The organism is Luteolibacter sp. Populi, assembly GCF_040801775.1.
Lineage (GTDB): Bacteria > Verrucomicrobiota > Verrucomicrobiia > Verrucomicrobiales > Akkermansiaceae > Haloferula.
The window spans coordinates 838,341-855,794 of sequence record NZ_CP161812.1 but is presented as its reverse complement, the minus strand read 5'-3'; the positions used below and the strand labels follow the sequence as shown (position 1 = coordinate 855,794).

Sequence of the window (17,454 nt, the reverse complement as noted above, 5' to 3'; positions counted from 1 at the left end):
ACACTAGAGCGCCCGGAGCATCTCCAGCGCTTCCACAAGCTTCTCCTTCGCCGCCTCGGAGGCTAGCCGCGGGAAACGCCGGCCTTCGAGCATGATGTAATCGCCACCACGCTGGAGCATCAGGCGCTGGCCCTTGATCTCCACGGATGAAACGCCCTTGCCCGCCGCGGTGAGGCGGATGCGGCCCACGATGATCAGGTTCGCCGCGGCTTCCGGGAGACGCCCGAAGCGATCCCGCCAGCGTGCTTCCAAGGCATTGAGATCCTTTTCGACCATGCTCTCGGCGAGTTCCCGGTAGGCGCTCACGCGGAGCTGGGTCTCGCCCAGCCAAGCGTTCGGTAAGTAAGCGGGCAGCAGCGGACCATCGCCCGAGCCACGAGCGAATTCCGCTTCCGAGAAGGCCACGAAATCACTGCGGAAGCTCGCCTCGACCCGGGCCTTCGGAGTTTTGCCCTGAAGCCGGTCCACCGACTGCCGTAGAAGCTGGCAGTAAAGATCGAAGCCGACCGCCGCAATGTGACCGCTTTGCTTCGTGCCTAACAGATTGCCCGCGCCGCGGATCTCCAGGTCGCGCATGGCGATCTTGAAGCCGGAGCCGAGCGCGGTGTACTGCTTGATCGCGTGGATGCGTTTCCGCGCATCGCCGGCGGTGATGAAGTCGCGCGGCAGCAGCAGGATCGCGTAAGCCTTCTCGCCGGCCCGGCCCACGCGGCCGCGGAGCTGATAGAGATCCGCCAGGCCGAAGCGGTCGGCGCGGTCGATCAGGATCGTGTTCGCATTCGGGATGTCGATGCCGGTCTCGATGATCGTGGTCGCCAGCAGGATGTCCGCCTCACCATGGACGAACTTGCGCATCACCACCTCGAGGTCGTCCTTCTCCATCTGGCCGTGGCCGACCAGGATCCGCGCTTCCGGCACCAGCTCCTTGAGCTTCTTCTGCATCATCTCGATGCTCTTCACCCGGTTGTGCAGGAAGAAGACTTGGCCGCCGCGCTTCATCTCGCGCTGGATCGCCTCGCGGATGATCCGCTCGTCATACTGCACCACGCTGGTATGCACCGGCACCCGGTTCGGCGGCGGGGTGTCGATGGTGGACATGTCGCGCGCACCCATCAGTGCCATGTAGAGCGTGCGCGGGATCGGCGTGGCGGAGAGCGTCATCACGTCGATGCTGCGGAAGAGCTCCTTGAACTTCTCCTTGTGCTTCACCCCGAAGCGCTGCTCCTCGTCCACCACAGCGAGGCCGAGATTCTTGAAATGCACATCGCCGGAGATCAGGCGGTGCGTGCCGATCACGATGTCCACCGAGCCATCGGCCAGACCGCGGATGGTCTCTCTAATTTCGGATGGGCTGCGGAAGCGGTTCAGCAGATCGATGCGGATCGGGTAATCGCTCATCCGCTCGCGGAAGGTCCGCCAATGCTGCTCCGCCAGCACGGTGGTCGGCACCAGGATCGCCACCTGCATGCCACCGGTGGCCGCCTTGAAAGCCGCGCGGATCGCCACCTCGGTTTTGCCGAAACCGACATCCCCGCAGATCAGGCGGTCCATCGGCTTCACGCCCTCCATGTCGCGCTTCGAGATCTCGATGGCGCGGCGCTGGTCCGGCGTCTCGGTGTAGTGGAAGGAGTTTTCGAACTCCCACATCCAGCGCGAATCGGGAGGGTGGGGAATGCCGGGCTCGGCTTGGCGCTCGGCCTGCACCCGCAGCAACTGCGCGGCGTAATCGAGGATCGATTTCTCAGCGGACTTGCGGATGTTCTTCCACGCCGCGCCGCCGAGCTTGTTGAGCTCCGGCGTCTTGCCGCCGAGGCCGACATACTTGGCCACCAGGTGCGCCTGATCGATCGGCACGGCGAGCAAGCCGCCGTCGCGATACTCAATGCTGATCTCCTCACCCGTCTCGCCCGGAGCAATGCCCCGGAATCTGCCGATGCCATACTCGTGGTGAACCACCAGATCGCTCTCCGCGATGTCATCGAGCGAGGCTCGGGTGGTGAGCACTCGCTGGCCTTCGCCGCGGCTTCGCTTGAGGGTGCCGGGCGTGCGATAGCGGCCGAAGAGTTCGCTCGAAGAGAGCACCGCCATCCGCGCCGCGGGCACGGTGAAGCCTTGGATCAACTCGCCGCGCAAACGCACGAGATCGACCACTTGTTCCTGCCCCGCCAGTTCGACGAAGCGCTCCTCCTCGCCCTTGTTAGAGAAGGTCATGCCGATCTTCCAATCCTGCGCGCGCCACTCGTCGATCTGATCGAAGAAGCGCTGGCGGCGGTTCTGTTCGAGCACGAAGTCACCCGCCTCGAAGCTGCCCAAGGGACTGCCGAAACAAGCGGTCGAGAAGTCTTCCTCGCCCTCGATGTGAGGCGCGCCGCTGATGATCCGCACGCTGGCTTCGATCTCCGCGTCCTCGAAGGCGATTTTCACATCGCCCGGCCGCACATACTCCGCGACCGTCGCTTCCAATTCCGGCTCCGCGAGCAGCAACTCCGCCCGCTCCACCTTCGCCACCGAGGCCTGCGAATCGACGTCGAACTCGCGCAGCGATTCCACCTCGGTATCGAAGAACTCGATCCGCAGCGGCCGTCCGCCTTGCCACGGGAAGACATCGAGAATCCCGCCCCGCACCGCGAATTGTCCGCGGCCCTGCACCGTCGTCACGCGATCGTAGCCATGCGCAGCCAGCTTGCCCGCAAGATCCATCGGATCGGCGTTCGAACCCTGCTTGACGGTCAGCCTGCTACCCGCAAGTGCCGCGGGGGAAGGGGCTGCTTGGGAAAAGGCATCCGACCCGCAGAGGATGATGCAGGCCTCGTTCTTCGCTGCGCCATCCAGCACCTCCAACCGCAGCGCCGCAGCCTCGGGATCGGACAATTGGCCGCCCTCCAACTCCACCGGGGCCTCCGGCAAATCGACGGCATCCACGCCCCACATTTCCAACTCCACCGCCAGTCGCTCCCTCTGCCGCGGGGCCTCGCAGATCAGCCAGAAGCGGCGCTGCTTCGACTTCTCCAAATGCTTCACCACCACCGCCGCGACCCACGCGTGCGATGCCTCGTCCGCGTGATCGAACACGACACTTCCCGCACCCGGGGCCGCAAGGGCCAGGCGCTGCGCGAAATCCGGCTGCCCGATGGCCCGCTGCAGCCAGTCATCCTGGGCTTCCACCTTGCGGGGCACGCCAGAGAGCTAAGGGAGAAACTCGAAATGCCCAACGCAAATCCCAACGGAATCTCACATCCTCTGATCCGAGCTCCGCAGCATGATGTCCCCGATCTCCACGTGCGGCGGCGCATCCAGGATCGTCAGGATCGCACAGGCCACGTCCTCCGGAGAGAGCATCGTCATGCTCTCCTTGGTCTTGCGCAGCACTTCCTCGCGCCCGCGGAAATAGAGATCCAGCAGGGGAGTATCGACGAAGCCCGGTGACACGCAGGCCACCTGGATCGGCAGGCCCACACTCTTCAGCTCAAGGCGCAGCGCATCGGTCACGGCGCGGACCGCGAACTTGGTCGGCGAATAGAAGCCGCCCGTCGGCGGCACCCGGTGGCCGCTCATCGAGGACACGTTGACGATCCGCCCGCCCTCGCGCGGGAAGTGCCGCAGCGCCATCTGGCAGCAAAGCGTGAGCGCGAAAACATTGACCCGCCACATCTCCTCCCAGTCGGCGGGATTGCCATCGATGATCCGCGAGAGGTAGGCGATCCCTGCGCAGTTCACCAGCGCGTCGATCTTCCCGAGGTTCTGGAAAATTTCCTGGATGTCCTCGCGCTTCGTCAGGTCCGCGGCGATCGGGGCCACGCCCGCAGGCAAGGTCGCCGGATGCCGGCTCACCCCCAGCACCGAGGCACCCTGCTCGATCAGCATTTCCGACAGCGCCCGGCCGATGCCGCTGGAAGCTCCGGTGACGAGGACGGTGGACCCGGCGAGTCGGTTCATGCGCGGACCATTTCATCCGCCGCCGCGCCGCGCAATCCTTCGCATGCCTGAACAGTCGCCGCCGGGACTCCCGAATTTGAGATTTCAAATTTCAGATCCCGGATTTCGCTCCCTTGACCGTCTGCCGCGGTCCTGTCCATCTTCCCGCGCATGCGCATTTTGACCGGGCTGCAACCCAGCGGGAAACTCCACGTCGGCAACTACTTCGGCGCGATGGAGCCTGCCGTACGACTGCAGGACGAAGGGGAGACCTTCTACTTCATCGCCAATTACCACGCGATGACCACGGTCAAGAATCCCGATGAACTCCGCGCGAACTGCCGCGAGATTGCCGTCGACTTCCTCGCCTGCGGCCTTGATCCCGCACGTGCCACATTCTTCCTCCAGAGCGCGGTGCCGGAGGTCAACGAATTGGCATGGATTCTCTCCACGGTCTGCCCGGTCAGCCAATTGGAAAAGGCACATTCCTACAAGGACAAGGTGGCGCATGGCTTCTCGCCCAGCCACGGCCTTTTCGCCTACCCGGTCCTGATGGCGGCAGACATTCTGCTTTACGACACCAACCGGGTGCCCGTCGGCAAGGACCAGAAGCAGCACCTCGAGATCACCCGCGATCTCGCGGGCAAGATCAACGAAGCTTTCGGCGAGGGAACCTTGGTGGTGCCGGAACCGATCATCCGTGAAGCAACCGCCGTGGTCCCCGGCCTCGATGGCCAGAAGATGAGCAAAAGCTACGGCAATACCCTGCCGATTTTCACCGAAGAGGGCGAAGCGAAGAAGCTCATCATGAAGAAGCTGGTGACCGATGCCACGCCGCTGGAGGCCCCGAAGCCGAAGGAAAATTCCACTCTCCTCGCCCTCTATCGCCTGATGGGCAGCGACACGGAAGTCGCGGCCATGGAAGCCGACTTCGACCGCGGCGGGATTGGTTACGGCGATTTCAAGAAGCGCCTGCTCGAAGCCTACGAAGCCCGTTTCGCGCCGCTGCGCGTGCGCCGTGCCGAGCTTCTGGCGGACCCGGGATACGTGGATTCCGTGCTCGCGAAGGGTGCGGAGAAGGCTCGTGCTGCCGCTGCGCCGGTACTGGACCGGGTGCGCAAAGCGGTGGGGCTGGCCTGATAGATTCGCTGCGGAGGGAGGTAAACGGGCATGCTCAAGCGTTCCTGCCTGCCGCTGTTCCTTACCTGCTCGCTGAGCCTTGCGATGGCAGGCGCGGTTGCAAGCGGGGAAGGGCAGGTCGTGGAGACGGCCACGGCCGCCGAAGCGCCGGTGAAGGAAGGAGACTTCCAATTCGAGTGCACACATGCCGGCGCGTCGATCCGGGCCTTCGGATATCGTCCGCCGCACTATGCCGGCGGACCGCTGCTGGTGCTCTTCCACGGAGCGAGCCGGAATGCACGGGGATATCGCGATGGTGCGCGAATCCTGGCGGAGAAGCTCGGCATGCTGCTGGTGGTGCCGGAGTTTGATCGCCCGCGATTCGATGTGGAGGCCTATCAGGAAGGAGGCGTCATGAAGAACGGCAAGCTGCAACCACGGGACCAGTGGACCTTTGGTTACCTGGAGCCGTTGCTGGAGCAGGCTTTCGCAAGCGCGGGAGGGAAGCTTCCTTATTATCTGGTGGGCCACTCGGCGGGCGCGCAGTTCTTGGGACGCATGGCCGCCCTGTATCCGAATGAAGCACGGCGCATGGTGCTGGTGAATCCGGGTTCGCTGATGTTCCCGGATCGCGAGCAACGCTATCCCTATGGCTTTGGCGGGCTGCCCGAAGAAATGGCATCCGGTGAAGTGCTGCAGCGGTATCTGGCGTCGCCGCTGGCCTTCTTCCTCGGTACCGGTGATACGGGGCTCAAGGATCTTTCCACCACGAAGCGGGCGATGAAACAGGGCGCGACCCGGATTGAGCGCGGGAGGAATTGCCATGCGGCGGGGCTGAAGCTCGCGGCGTCGGAGCAGTGGCCCTGTGCCTGGCAGCGGGTGGAGGCGGAAGGGCTGGCCCACGGCTCCGGACCGATGTGGGAGCATGGGAATTGCAGGTTGGCGATCCTAGGGGAAGAGCCGAAGTAAGCAGGGCGGAGTGGCTGCGCCGGTGCTGGATCGCGTGCCCCGTCATTGGGATTGCGCGAGTTCTCGGGCGGGTCTGAAAGAGGTCCGAAATTTTTGCTTTGCCAAACGCCGGAAGCGGGGCACAGTTCCCATGTCCGATGGACCTTGGCAGTTGCCGGTTTAGCAATTGCCTCCGGGTTTGAAAATCTTGCCGCGATCACTTTCGCACTTGGCAGGAGTTCCCCATACCCGGCCCTCGTCGATCCTCAAATCCCACTCACGCATTTCCTAACAGGAAAGCCGCACGCGCCACCGCGCAGCGTCTTGCTCCCGTTTTCCCGTTTTTTTCCAAGCGATCATGGCTGGTCACAACAAGTGGTCGAAGGTCAAGCACATCAAGGCTCGCGTCGATGTCATCAAAGGCAGGGTGTTCAGCAAGTGCGCCCACGAAATCGCGCTCGCGGCCCGTGCCGGCGGCGGTGACGTCGGCATGAACCACCGTCTCCGCGCCGCCGTGGACAATGCCAAGGCCGTCTCGATGCCGAAGGAAAACATCGACCGTGCCATCAAGAAGGGCCTCGGCGAACTCGGTGGCGAAGCGATCCAGGAAGTCACCTACGAGGGCTACGGCCCCGCCGGAGTCGCCTTCTTGATCGAAGCCGCGACCGACAATCTCAACCGCACCGTGGCCGACTTCCGGACGATCTTCTCAAGGAATGGCGGCAGCGTCGCCGCCCCCGGCAGCGTCGCCTATCAATTCGATCGCAAGGGCGAGATCCGAATTTCCGCCAATGGCATCGATGATGACCGCATGATGGAAGCCGCGATCCTCGCCGGTGCGGACGATGTCCAGAGCGACGAGGAAGAACACCTTGTATTCACATCACCCGTCGAACTCGCCGCCGTTGCGGCGGAATTGCGCGGTGCCGGTTTTACCATCGCATCCGAAAAACTCGTCTCCGTCCCTCAGAATCCATCCGTGGTTGCCGATCCCGAAATCGCCCGCCAGGTGATGAAACTCTACGAACTCTTGGACGGCTACGACGACACCCTGAACGTTTTCACCAATCTCGAAGTGGCAGACGAAGTTCTCGTCGCCCTCGACACCTGAGCTGCCACCGATTGCCAGCCTCTGCCCCCTTTTTTTGAATGAGCCATAATACGCCCCAGGACACCGCCGGTTACGAACCCGCCGCGGAAGTTTCGTCCGCCGAATCGAAGCCCGCTGCCAAGAAGACGGCGAAGAAAGCCGCCAAGAAGGCCGCCGCGACCAAAGTCGCGAAGAAGGCGGTGGCGAAGAAGGCTGCCAAGAAGGTGGCGAAATCGAGTGCCGTGGAGGCGATGCCGGCTCAGGCCGTGCTGCCCCTGGACGTGCCGTTCGAGACTGCGGCTCCGAAGGCGAAGAAGGTCGCCCGCAAGAAAGCCGAGCCTGTCGAAGAGAAGTCATTTTCGATTGCCGAGCCGCCCGTTTCCGCCCCGCGGGAGGAGCGCCGGCCCGAGTCCGCAACTCCTGCGCCGGTCGAAAGCCGCTCGCAAGATGGTCCTTCAGAGTCGCATCCCGCCGAACAGCGCAATCCTTCTTTCGGCCGCGTGCCGGGAGGTGGTCCGGTGGTCTCCCGTGAAGACCGCGACCGCGAGCCTCGTGAACCCCGCGAACAACAGCAGCAGCCGCCGCAACGCGAGTCACGTGAACCTCGTGAACAACGCGAGCCGCGCGGTGAACAGAATCACCAGCAACAACAGGACGGCCCGAAGGATCGCACCGATGCCAATCGCGAGCGCCGCAAGCGCCGTCGCAAGCGTCGCCGCGAGCGCGAACGTGGTGGTAGCGGAGGTGGCGGCGGCGGCGAACAAGGCCCGCGTCAGGAAGCCCCGCGTCAGGAGCCGCGGCCCGAGCGCCAGGAACGACAAGAGCGGCCCGAGCGCCAGGAAAGGCAAGAGCGGCCGGATCGCCACAACGACCGCAACGACCGGCAGAGCGGGGGAGACAGATCTTCCGAGCCGGTGGAGAAAGCATCTTCATTCAGCGGCCCGAAGGTCGAGGTGGATGGCATGCTCGAACTCGCCCCGAAGGGCTTCGGCTTCCTGCGGGTGCCCTCCAAGAATTTCGACCAGGCCCGCGACGATGTTTTTGTTTCGCCGGAAATGGTCCGCCGCCAGGGACTGCGCCCCGGCGTGTGGATCCACGGCCTTGCCCAGGAAGGTTCACGCGGCCAGCAGTTGGTGGAGATCACGTCCATCAACGGTCTCACTCCCGAGGACTCCAAGCGGCTTCCCGCCTTCGAGGAACTCAAGGCGATCAATCCGAACAAGCGGATCAGCCTTGAAACCGTGCCGGAACGCTTCACCACCCGGGTGCTCGATCTCATGGCTCCGGTCGGTCGCGGCCAGCGCGGCCTGATCGTTTCGCCGCCGCGCTCCGGTAAGACCACCTTGCTCCTCCACATCGCCGAAGCCGTGCGCGAGTTGCACGACGAAACGATGCACCTGATGATCCTTCTCGTCGACGAACGGCCGGAGGAAGTCACCGAATTCCGCCGCACCCTTCCCGGCGCGGAGATCTACGCCAGCTCGAATGACGAGGGCGCCCGCAGCCACTGCCGCATCGCCGAGATGTGCATCGAGCGCGCGAAGCGCTTGGTGGAAGCCGGCAAGCATGTCTTCCTCCTGATGGATTCGATCACCCGTCTGGCGCGCGCCTACAATGGCGGCATCCGCCAGCAAGGCCGGGGAATCGGCACCGGTGGCCTCAACATCGGCGCACTGGAAGTTCCGCGCCGCCTCTTCGCCGCCGCCCGCAATACCCGCGAAGCCGGCTCGCTCACGATCCTCGCGACCGCCCTGATCCAGACGAACAGCCGCGCGGACGAAGCAATCTTCCAGGAGTTCAAGGGCACCGGTAACATGGAACTCGTGCTCGATCGCAAGATCGCCGAGAACTACATCTACCCGGCCGTCGATATCTTCAAGTCGGGCACCCGGCGCGAGGAACTGCTCTTGCCCGAGCACATGCTCAACAAGATCCACCTGATCCGCCGCGGCCTCTCCGGCCACCGCCCGGTCGAGGCGATGGAGCGCCTGCTCTACTTCGTGAAGAAGTTCCCGAACAACCCGCAGATGCTGATGGAGATCAAGGCGGAGTCCGGAGCACGGTAGGTCATCCGGGCATCGCGAGCTTGGGAAATCTTGGTTCCGGAGGGGACCGCGCCGGGCATCCGTGTGGCTTCTTCACGTTGCGGGGAGATGCGTCAGGCATCCCCGCTATCGACCATCGCTTCCAAGCGATCGAAATTCTGCTCGTTCGCAGCCACGATGAAATCACGGAACTTCTCATTCGCGGCTCCGTCATCGAAGACCATCCGCCAGCTCAACCACCCGAAATAGGGCAGGGTGCCCATCATACTTTCCATCCAGCGCTTCCAACTTCCACCCAAACTTCGAATTGCCCCGCGCGGCGAATCGGCGAAAATGAGCGCCGTGCCCGATACCATCGAAGCCGAAGTCCTTGAAATCGACGGCAGCCCCGCGCCGGTGGCCGCACCCCGTGTGCCGCCCCAAGGTCCCGGCGAGGCATGGCGTCGTTCGCTCCAGGGAAAGGTGTTCCGCCTCGACAAGCGCTGGTGGCCGCTCTGGGTTCTGCTGGGAATCGTCGCGGTAGTGGTGTTCGCCGTTGTCGCGGTCTTCGTCGCCATCTTCCTGGTGATGGCGAAAATCCTCGGCGGGATTTTGCGCTTTTTGACCGGAGCCGGGCCGCGCGGGCAGGGGAGCGCGCTGGCACGCCGCGGGGATTGAAAGGCTTGCAGGGGACTTTTCGGCAAGTTGTTCACAGGCGGTTTTGGACCTGTGAATGACCTCAAGATCCGCCAGCAGAGGGCTTTGGAGAGCTTTCGAAAGCCCTCACCGTCGCGATTTCCACATTGTGAATAACTTGCGGACAACCCGTGTGCAACGGATTCGTAACCTTGTTGAGTGCTTATGGTGAGTGACTTGGGGGAAAATGCATCCTGCGGGCTGCGTCTCCGCCGGTGAACAACCCCGCTCCCATTACAAGGAGTCACCCATCAACATTTTCTTGGAAGGTAGATGCCTCCGCATGAAGTGGCCCGTGGCCTGCTCCTTCCCATCAGCGGTTTTCTGAATCTTTCCCCAAGTTATTCACAATCGTGGCGGACAATTGCTTTCAGGCGCGCTGGATGGCCTAGGATTGCTTTTGACGGGCTCGTTCCGGCCTTGTTCACTCCGCGCGGCTTTTCCCGATAACTCATGTCCTACGAACACCTGACCCCGCCCGCCGGAGACCGCATCACCATTCAGGATGGCAAGCTGAACGTCCCGGACCAGCCCATCATTCCCTACATCGAAGGCGACGGCACCGGTCCGGACATCTGGAAGGCTTCCCAGATCGTCTTCGATGCCGCGGTCGAGAAGGCATACGGCGGCAAGCGCAAGATCTCCTGGTTCGAGGTCATGGCCGGCGGGAAGTCGTACGACCTCTACAAGGATAGCGTCACCGACATCGGCAAGGCCTGGCTGCCCGACGACACCCTGAAGGCCTTCGACGAATACCTCGTCGGCATCAAGGGCCCCCTGACCACCCCGGTCGGCGGTGGCATCCGCTCGCTGAATGTCGCCTTGCGCCAGATCCTCGACCTCTACGTCTGCCTGCGCCCGGTGCGCTGGTTCGAAGGCGTGCCGAGCCCGGTCAAGCGCCCCGACCTCACCGACATGGTGATCTTCCGCGAAAACACGGAAGACATCTACGCCGGCATCGAGTTCAAGGCAGGCACCGATGAGGCGAAGGCCTTCGGCGAGTTCCTCAAGGACAAGTACCCCGCGCTCTTCAAGAAGGTCCGCTTCCCGGAAACCGCCGGCTACGGCGTGAAGCCGGTGTCGGAAGAAGGCACCGAGCGCCTGGTCCGCGCCGCGATGGAATACGCCATCGCCGAGGGCAAGGAATCCGTGACCCTCGTCCACAAGGGCAACATCATGAAGTTCACCGAAGGTGGCTTCCGCGATTGGGGCTACGAGCTGGCCAAGAAGGAATACGGCGCGGTCGAGATCGACGGCGGCCCATGGTGCAAGATCCCTGACGGCAAGCGCGGCGCGGGCATCATCATCAAGGACGTCATCGCTGATGCCTTCCTCCAGCAGCTCCTGACCCGCCCCGCCGAATACTCGGTGGTCGCGACCCTCAACCTGAACGGCGACTACATCTCGGACGCCCTCGCCGCCTGCGTCGGCGGCATCGGCATCGCACCCGGCGGCAATATCAACTACGTCACCGGCCACGCCATCTTCGAAGCCACCCACGGCACCGCCCCGAAGTATGCCGACCAGGACAAGGTCAACCCCGGCTCCGTTATCCTCTCCGGCGAGATGATGCTCCGCCACCTCGGCTGGGTCGAGGCCGCCGACCTCATCATCAAGGGCGTCAACGGCGCGATCAGCGCGAAGACCGTCACCTACGACTTCGCCCGCCTCATGGACGACGCCAAGGAAGTGAAATGCTCCGAGTTCGGCCAAGCCATCATCAAGGCGATGGATTGAAAGGTGGTCCGCACAGTCCTCTGTGCGGTCGAAGCCACGTTCGATATCGACTCTATCCCAAAGGCGCGGTGCTTCGGCATCGCGCCTTTTTCATGGGAGCTTCATCCGGTTGGCGATAGATCAGGTAAACGTCTGAACAAGTCACCGTTTGCCGTCATACCATGGATCGAGGGACACAGAAAACAGCCCCGGGCTATTTCGAATATGTAGAAGCATTCCGGGAGCTGATAGGAGTCATCGTTCGGATCGGTGCGTTGCTACCGATTGGGCTCGTGGTTGCTGCCTTCTCAACTGTCCACAGCTTGGGCTGGTTTAAGGTTCCGATCGTTGGGGTAGCCTTTGCGGCTTTCCTCGTGATCTTCTCGGTCTTCTCCTTTGCATGGTATCGTGTTGCCAAGAAAACAAAACGACCAGCGCTGCTAGCGGCTATGGTGGTCTGCGCGCTACTCGCGGTTTCATTTAGGACGGATTGGATCGTGGGAATCCGCTATGGTTCGGTAGACGGTGAGTGGTCAGATACCTACACACCTCCGCGTTCTCCTTTCTGGCTGAAACCGACTCCGGACCAATTATTACCGGGAGCGAAAGCGTGGGATCATCGTTTTTTGTATCCGGCTAAAGATGCCACTTGGGTCGGCGAGGCCTCCCTTGAAGTGAATTGGTTGTGGATGTCCGCCCGTGTCTTGGGCTACATGATCATTCCTTTCGCAGGTATTTCCCGAATCCTCAGACTGGCCTCCCGCTCCGGACAATAATGGAATTTCGTGCAATCAGCACGAGATTGCCCGCGTCATCCCTGAAAGATTTGTCCGACAGCCTACGTCCCGCCGGTAATGCCACACCCGGACCGCCGCACCCGCCCTGCGCCATTGCCAAGCCCGCTGAGGTCGCTAGCGTTTCCCGGAATGAGAACGGGTTTGCTTTGTGCCTCAGCCATGATTTTCGCCACCGGCACCTCGCCGGCCGCTACCAAAGTCCTCCAAGCCTTCGAGGGCGATGGCTACGGCGACTGGAAAGTGGAAGGCACCGCCTTCGGCCTGGCCCCCAGCGGCGCGCAGATCGATGGCCTCACCGCCCCCCTGACCGCCTACGCGCAGGATTCCGTCGCCTGTTCGGCCCACGGCGGGGATGCCGCAAAAGGCTCGCTGACCTCGCCCGATTTCAAGATCACCGAGAACTACATCTGCTTCCTGATCGCCGGCGGCAAGCACCCCGGCAAGGTCGGCGTCCAGCTCATCGTCGATGGCAAGGTGGCACTCGATACGACCGGCGATGGCACCCTCCAGTTCCGCACGCAGGTCTGGGACGTCACCCAGTTCAAGGGCAAGTCCGCCAGGATCCGCATCTACGATGAGGAAAGCGGCGGCTGGGGCGTGATCGCCGCCGATCACTTCCTGATGACGGATTACGCCAATCAGAAGTTCCCGCCGCCGACCAAGGGTGGCAAGCCGCACATGGCCGGCCTCATCACCACTCCCGCCATCCCCGGCATCACCATCCCCGAAGGGACCAAGGCGACCGTGGTGGCCGACTACAAGAACGGCAAGGTCACCTCCCCGACCGCCCTCGCCTTCGGCGAGAAGGGCGAGATCTACGTCACCGAGACCCACCGCTTCCGCCACGGCGTGCCGGACAACCGCGACCACCTCTACTGGTATCTCGATGACATCGCCTCCCGCACCACGGCCGACCGCCGGAAGATGCACGAGAAGTGGACCGGCAAGCAGAAGATCTCCTCCATCGAATTCCTCACCGAGGTGGCCGACAAGGTGCGCCTGCTCTCCGCGCCGGGTGAAGACGGCAAGTCCGCCCAATCCTCGATTTTCGCCGATGGCTTCAATGACCTGTTAGATGGCCCGGCCGCCGGCGTCTTCGAATACGAAGGCACCGTCTACATGGCCTGCATTCCCAAGATCTGGGCACTCCGCGACAAGGACGGCGATGGCAAGGCCGACAAGCCGGAGGAACGCGAGACCCTCTTCGATGGCTTCGGCGTGCGCGTGTCCTTCTCCGGCCACGATCTCAATGGCTTCGCCCTCGGGCCGGACGGCCGCATCTACGGCACGCTCGGCGACCGCGGGATGAATCTCACCACCAAGGAGGGGAAGCACTACGAGTATCCCGACCAAGGCTGCGTCTTCCGCTTCGATCCGGACGGCACGAATTTCGAGGTCGTCCACACCGGTCTGCGCAACCCGAAGGAAATCGCCTTCGACCAATGGGGCAACGCGATCTCGGTGGACAACAACTCCGACCAAGGCGACCAGGCCCGCGTCGTTTACATCATGGATGGTGCCGACTCCGGTTGGTCGATGGAGCACCAGGCCCTGCACAGCTTCCACCGCCAGATCGGCTTGGAAGAGCACCCGGTGAACCGCTGGATGGAAGAGCAGATGTGGGCGCCGAAGAACGACAAGCAGCCGGCCTACATCCTGCCCCCGGTGGCGAATCTCACCTCGGGTCCTTCCGGCCTGACCTATCACCCCGGCACCGGCTTCCTGGAAAACGAGGCCGGACGCTTCCTGATCTGCGACTACCGCGGAGGCGCGGCGAATTCAGGCATCTACTCCTTCAAGGTCGAGTCTTCGGGTGCCGGCATGCGGATGGTCGATTCCCGCCAAATAAACTGGGGAGCCGCCGTCACCGACGTGGAATACTCATGGGACGGGAAGCTCTACGTCGCCGACTTCATCGGCGGCTGGGAGTCGCACGAGGATGGCCGCATCTACTCGCTCTCCGCCGATAAGATGTATCGCCAGGACGAAGCCGAGCACACCGCGGAACTCATTGAGCAAGGCTTCGAAAAGCGCCCGGTCACCGGCTTGGAGAAGCTCTTGTCCCACGCCGACATGCGGGTCCGCCTGCGTGCCGAACTCGCCCTGACCCGCCGCCCCGAGGGCCTCGATATTCTCAGCAAGACGGCCAGGGAGGGGAAGGACACCATTACCCGGCTCCACGGAATCTGGGGCGTCGGCATCATCGCGCGCCGCGGCTCCGCGGTCCTGCCATCCGCGGGCGAGGACTTCGTGAAAATCCCCGGCAAGGAGATACGCAAGGATGCGCTCGCGGTGCTGATCCCGCTCTGTAGCGATCCCGATGCCGAGGTCCGCGCCCAGGCGATCAAGGCGATCGGCGAGGCCGGCCTCGTCGCGGGCGGCGTTCCCTTCGGCAAGCTCCTGGGCGATGAATCGCTCCGCGTCCGCGCCTTTGCCGCGATTGCCGCAGGCCGCATGAAGGAGGTGCCAGCCGTGCCCTTCATTTGGGAAATGCTGACGAAGAACGAGGATCCCTACATCCGCAGCGCCGGTGCCTACGCGCTCTCGCTGATGGGCGATGCCCGCCAGATCGCGGCCCTGAGCCAGGAAGAGGACCCCTCGCTGCGGCTCGCCGCGGTGGTGGCCCTGCGCCGCATGAAGGATCCGCTGATCGGCTCCTTCCTCCACGACGACGACAAGAAGGTCGCCCGCGAGACCATGCTCGCGATTCACGATGCCGGCATCGAGGAGATGCGCCCGCAGGTGGCTGCCCTGCTCGATGAACTGCCCTCCGATCTCACCGAGATGGATTGGCGGCGGCTCCTCAACAGCGCATTCCGCCTGGGCGATGACGTGAACCTGCGCCGCGTCCTGAAGGTCGTGCTCGATCCGAAGGCACCCGCTTTCGCCCGCCAGGAAGCGCTGCGCCTGATCGGCGTGTGGAGCAAGCCGAACCCGGTGGACCAAACGCTCGGTCACTGGGCTCCGCTGCCGGAGCGCAATCCCGCCCCGATCAAGGCCGTCCTGACTTCCTCGCTCTCCGATCTCCTGAAGCTCGATGGCAAGCTCGCCGAGCCCGCGATCGAATTGCTCAAGACCTATCAGCTTGATCTTACTTCGGTCGACGATGCCTCGCTCAGGAGCCTGGTCATGAATTCGCGCCTGCCCGGCGCCGCCCGCGCGGAAGCACTCAGCCTCTACGCAACCCGCAAACCGGCGGGCCTCGACTCCCTGTTAGGCGAACTCTCCAAGGGCAAGGACGACGACCTCGCGATCGGCGCGATCAAGCGTCTGGCCATCGACAGTCCCGCTTCCGCCTTGGACGCCCTCCGTGCCGCCGTCGGCAATGAGAGCGCCCATCGCCAGCAGGAAGCTTGGAAGATCGCCGCCGACCTCAAGGCTCCCGGCGTCCAGTCCTTGTTCACGGACAGCCTCGGCAAGCTCAAGGAGAAGTCCGGCGTCTCGCCCTCGACCCTCGAATTGCTCGATGCCGCCGCGAAGCGTCCCGAAGGCCCCGTGAAAACCGCCTTGGACGCCTACAAGGCCGCCATCGCCGCCTCATCCGATCCTCTGACTCCCTTCCTCGGCTCCCTGCAAGGCGGCGATTCCAAGAAGGGCGGCCAGCTCTTCGAATCGCAGCCCGCAGCCCAGTGCATGCGCTGCCACGCCGCCGGTGGCGGTCACGGCGGCGGCGACGCAGGCCCGAGCCTCGAAGCCGTCGGCAAGCGCGGTGATGCGAAGTTCCTCTTGGAATCCCTCGTCAATCCCGGCGCGAAAGTCGCCGCCGGCTTCGGCATCTCCACCGTCACCCTCAAGGGCGGCAAGTCCGTCTCCGGCCTCGTCCTCTCCGACACCGCCGATCACGTCGATCTCGACAGCAATGGCAAGGTCCTGCGCGTCCGCAAGCCGGACATCGACTCCATGCTCCCGCCGATCTCCGCCATGCCCCCGATGTCCGCGATCCTCTCCGCCACCGAGCTTCGCGATGTCGTCGCCTGGCTCGGTGCCCAGAAGGGCAAGGACCCCGAGCCCAAGAAGCGCCCCGCGCCCGAAGTGGTCACGCCCTGAGAGCGGCCGCTGGATATTCTGTAACACGGGCATGGGCTGACGGGTATCTTCCCGTTGGCCCATGTTTGCGAAACCAACTCTCTGCTTCGTCGTCTTCTCCTGCGCCGTCCTCCACATCCGCGCGGAGCCGGCCGACCTCGCCGCCACCAGCAAGCTGCCCTCAGGGCAGGGGATCGCGGCGGCATACCCCGGCGACACCGGCATCAAGACCAGCGCCGACGTGATCTTTAGCGATGACTTCGAGCAGGGAGAACTCGGCCAAGGCTGGGACGAGACGGGCAACAAGGACGGCAAGGTGCTGAGCTATGCAGCCACGCCGGATGGCCCCGGCAAGCGCTGCCTGCGCGTGGAAGCCCACCTCGCCTCGGATACCGGCGGCGGCCTGACGAAATGGTTCGAGCCGTCCGCCACCGTCTTCATCCGCTTCTACACTCGCTTCGATGCGGGCTGCGACTACGTCCACCACTTCGTCACCCTCAGGGCGAACAAAGGCCTGCGCGGCGGCGACAAGTGGACCGGCTTCGGTGCCGCGGGCAACAAGCCCGCCGGCGATGAACGTTTCTCCACCGCGATCGAGCCTTGGGGCAATTGGGGAAAATCGGCCGCACCCGGGCGCTGGAACTTCTACAGCTACTGGCACGAGATGGAGGTCTCCAAGGACGGAAAATACTGGGGCAATTCCTTCGCCGTCCCCGCCGCTCCCGTCATTCCGAAAGAGCGCTGGATCTGCGTCGAGTTCATGCTCAAGCACAACACCCCCGGTGAACGCGATGGCGAGCAGGCCTTCTGGATCGATGGCGCGCTGCAAGGCCACTGGACCGGCATCAACTGGCGCAAGACCGCCACCCTCAAGACCAACGCCCTGACCCTCGAAACCTACATCACCGACCGCTGGACCAAGAACCCCGTCAACGTCGTGTCCTTCGATAACGTCGTCATCGCCAGCCGCTACATCGGCCCCGTAGGCAAGCCCTGAAGCCTACTTCTTCTCGCACCCGCAGCCATGCCCGCAGCTCTTCTTCTTCCCCTTCGACTTGCTCGCCAGGAAGAGCGCCGCTAGCACCACCACGGCCACCGCCGCCCATGTTTGCCAATCGTTCAT

At 63.6% G+C, this 17,454-nt stretch carries 13 protein-coding genes; 9 read left to right on the top strand and 4 right to left on the bottom strand.

What is annotated here, in order from left to right; translation table 11 throughout:
- Positions 1-3: 3 nt before the first annotated feature.
- Positions 4-3,177 carry a transcription-repair coupling factor gene (mfd, locus tag ABWK72_RS03245; protein ID WP_367873349.1) on the bottom strand — a complete coding sequence of 1,058 codons (3,174 nt, stop codon included), beginning with the start codon at positions 3,175-3,177 and terminating at the stop codon, positions 4-6.
- Between the two features lie 54 nt (positions 3,178-3,231).
- Positions 3,232-3,936, bottom strand: a complete 705-nt coding sequence (locus tag ABWK72_RS03240) for an SDR family oxidoreductase (protein WP_367873348.1) — start codon at positions 3,934-3,936, stop codon at positions 3,232-3,234.
- Between the two features lie 150 nt (positions 3,937-4,086).
- Here ABWK72_RS03240 and trpS point away from each other — a divergent pair, with 150 nt between their 5' ends.
- From trpS to rho, 4 genes are all read left to right on the top strand, one after another.
- A complete protein-coding gene (trpS, locus tag ABWK72_RS03235) occupies positions 4,087-5,055 on the top strand; it encodes a tryptophan--tRNA ligase (protein WP_367873347.1) in 969 nt (322 codons plus the stop codon).
- A 30-nt stretch (positions 5,056-5,085) separates the two neighbouring features.
- Positions 5,086-6,003 carry an alpha/beta fold hydrolase gene (locus ABWK72_RS03230; protein ID WP_367873346.1) on the top strand — a complete coding sequence of 306 codons (918 nt, stop codon included), beginning with the start codon at positions 5,086-5,088 and terminating at the stop codon, positions 6,001-6,003.
- Between the two features lie 337 nt (positions 6,004-6,340).
- The gene (locus ABWK72_RS03225) at positions 6,341-7,093 is read left to right on the top strand and encodes a YebC/PmpR family DNA-binding transcriptional regulator (RefSeq protein WP_367873345.1); all 753 of its coding nucleotides are present in this window, start codon (positions 6,341-6,343) and stop codon (positions 7,091-7,093) included.
- A gap of 38 nt (positions 7,094-7,131) precedes the next feature.
- Positions 7,132-9,138: a transcription termination factor Rho gene (rho, locus tag ABWK72_RS03220; protein ID WP_367873344.1), complete on the top strand. Its 2,007-nt coding sequence runs from the start codon at positions 7,132-7,134 to the stop codon at positions 9,136-9,138.
- Positions 9,139-9,230: 92 nt separating this feature from the next.
- Here rho and ABWK72_RS03215 read toward each other — a convergent pair whose 3' ends face one another.
- Positions 9,231-9,392: a hypothetical protein gene (locus ABWK72_RS03215; protein WP_367873343.1), complete on the bottom strand. Its 162-nt coding sequence runs from the start codon at positions 9,390-9,392 to the stop codon at positions 9,231-9,233.
- 58 nt (positions 9,393-9,450) lie between these two features.
- On the opposite strand from ABWK72_RS03215, the gene ABWK72_RS03210 reads away from it, so the two are divergent.
- From ABWK72_RS03210 to ABWK72_RS03190, 5 genes are all read left to right on the top strand, one after another.
- Positions 9,451-9,774, top strand: a complete 324-nt coding sequence (locus ABWK72_RS03210; protein WP_367873342.1) for a hypothetical protein — start codon at positions 9,451-9,453, stop codon at positions 9,772-9,774.
- Positions 9,775-10,245: 471 nt separating this feature from the next.
- Positions 10,246-11,529, top strand: coding sequence for an NADP-dependent isocitrate dehydrogenase (icd, locus tag ABWK72_RS03205; RefSeq protein WP_367873341.1), 1,284 nt, complete (start codon positions 10,246-10,248; stop codon positions 11,527-11,529).
- Between the two features lie 161 nt (positions 11,530-11,690).
- Complete coding sequence (locus tag ABWK72_RS03200; RefSeq protein WP_367873340.1) at positions 11,691-12,284, top strand: hypothetical protein; 594 nt, start codon at positions 11,691-11,693, stop codon at positions 12,282-12,284.
- A 180-nt stretch (positions 12,285-12,464) separates the two neighbouring features.
- Positions 12,465-16,352 (top strand): HEAT repeat domain-containing protein, encoded by a 3,888-nt coding sequence (locus ABWK72_RS03195; protein ID WP_367873339.1) that lies wholly within the window; start codon positions 12,465-12,467, stop codon positions 16,350-16,352.
- A gap of 61 nt (positions 16,353-16,413) precedes the next feature.
- Entirely contained in the window at positions 16,414-17,328 is a 915-nt protein-coding gene (locus ABWK72_RS03190; protein WP_367873338.1) for a hypothetical protein, read from the top strand.
- A gap of 3 nt (positions 17,329-17,331) precedes the next feature.
- Here ABWK72_RS03190 and ABWK72_RS03185 read toward each other — a convergent pair whose 3' ends face one another.
- Positions 17,332-17,454, bottom strand: coding sequence for a hypothetical protein (locus ABWK72_RS03185; RefSeq protein WP_367873337.1), 123 nt, complete (start codon positions 17,452-17,454; stop codon positions 17,332-17,334).

Coding starts and splice junctions, on each gene's coding strand:
- ABWK72_RS03185 (WP_367873337.1), bottom strand. CDS start 17,454: ATGAACGATTGGCAAACATGGGCGGCGGTGGCCGTGGTGGTGCTAGCG.
- icd (WP_367873341.1), top strand. CDS start 10,246: ATGTCCTACGAACACCTGACCCCGCCCGCCGGAGACCGCATCACCATT.
- ABWK72_RS03230 (WP_367873346.1), top strand. CDS start 5,086: ATGCTCAAGCGTTCCTGCCTGCCGCTGTTCCTTACCTGCTCGCTGAGC.
- ABWK72_RS03190 (WP_367873338.1), top strand. CDS start 16,414: ATGTTTGCGAAACCAACTCTCTGCTTCGTCGTCTTCTCCTGCGCCGTC.
- ABWK72_RS03215 (WP_367873343.1), bottom strand. CDS start 9,392: ATGGAAAGTATGATGGGCACCCTGCCCTATTTCGGGTGGTTGAGCTGG.
- rho (WP_367873344.1), top strand. CDS start 7,132: ATGAGCCATAATACGCCCCAGGACACCGCCGGTTACGAACCCGCCGCG.
- ABWK72_RS03225 (WP_367873345.1), top strand. CDS start 6,341: ATGGCTGGTCACAACAAGTGGTCGAAGGTCAAGCACATCAAGGCTCGC.
- ABWK72_RS03200 (WP_367873340.1), top strand. CDS start 11,691: ATGGATCGAGGGACACAGAAAACAGCCCCGGGCTATTTCGAATATGTA.
- ABWK72_RS03210 (WP_367873342.1), top strand. CDS start 9,451: ATGAGCGCCGTGCCCGATACCATCGAAGCCGAAGTCCTTGAAATCGAC.
- trpS (WP_367873347.1), top strand. CDS start 4,087: ATGCGCATTTTGACCGGGCTGCAACCCAGCGGGAAACTCCACGTCGGC.
- ABWK72_RS03240 (WP_367873348.1), bottom strand. CDS start 3,936: ATGAACCGACTCGCCGGGTCCACCGTCCTCGTCACCGGAGCTTCCAGC.
- ABWK72_RS03195 (WP_367873339.1), top strand. CDS start 12,465: ATGATTTTCGCCACCGGCACCTCGCCGGCCGCTACCAAAGTCCTCCAA.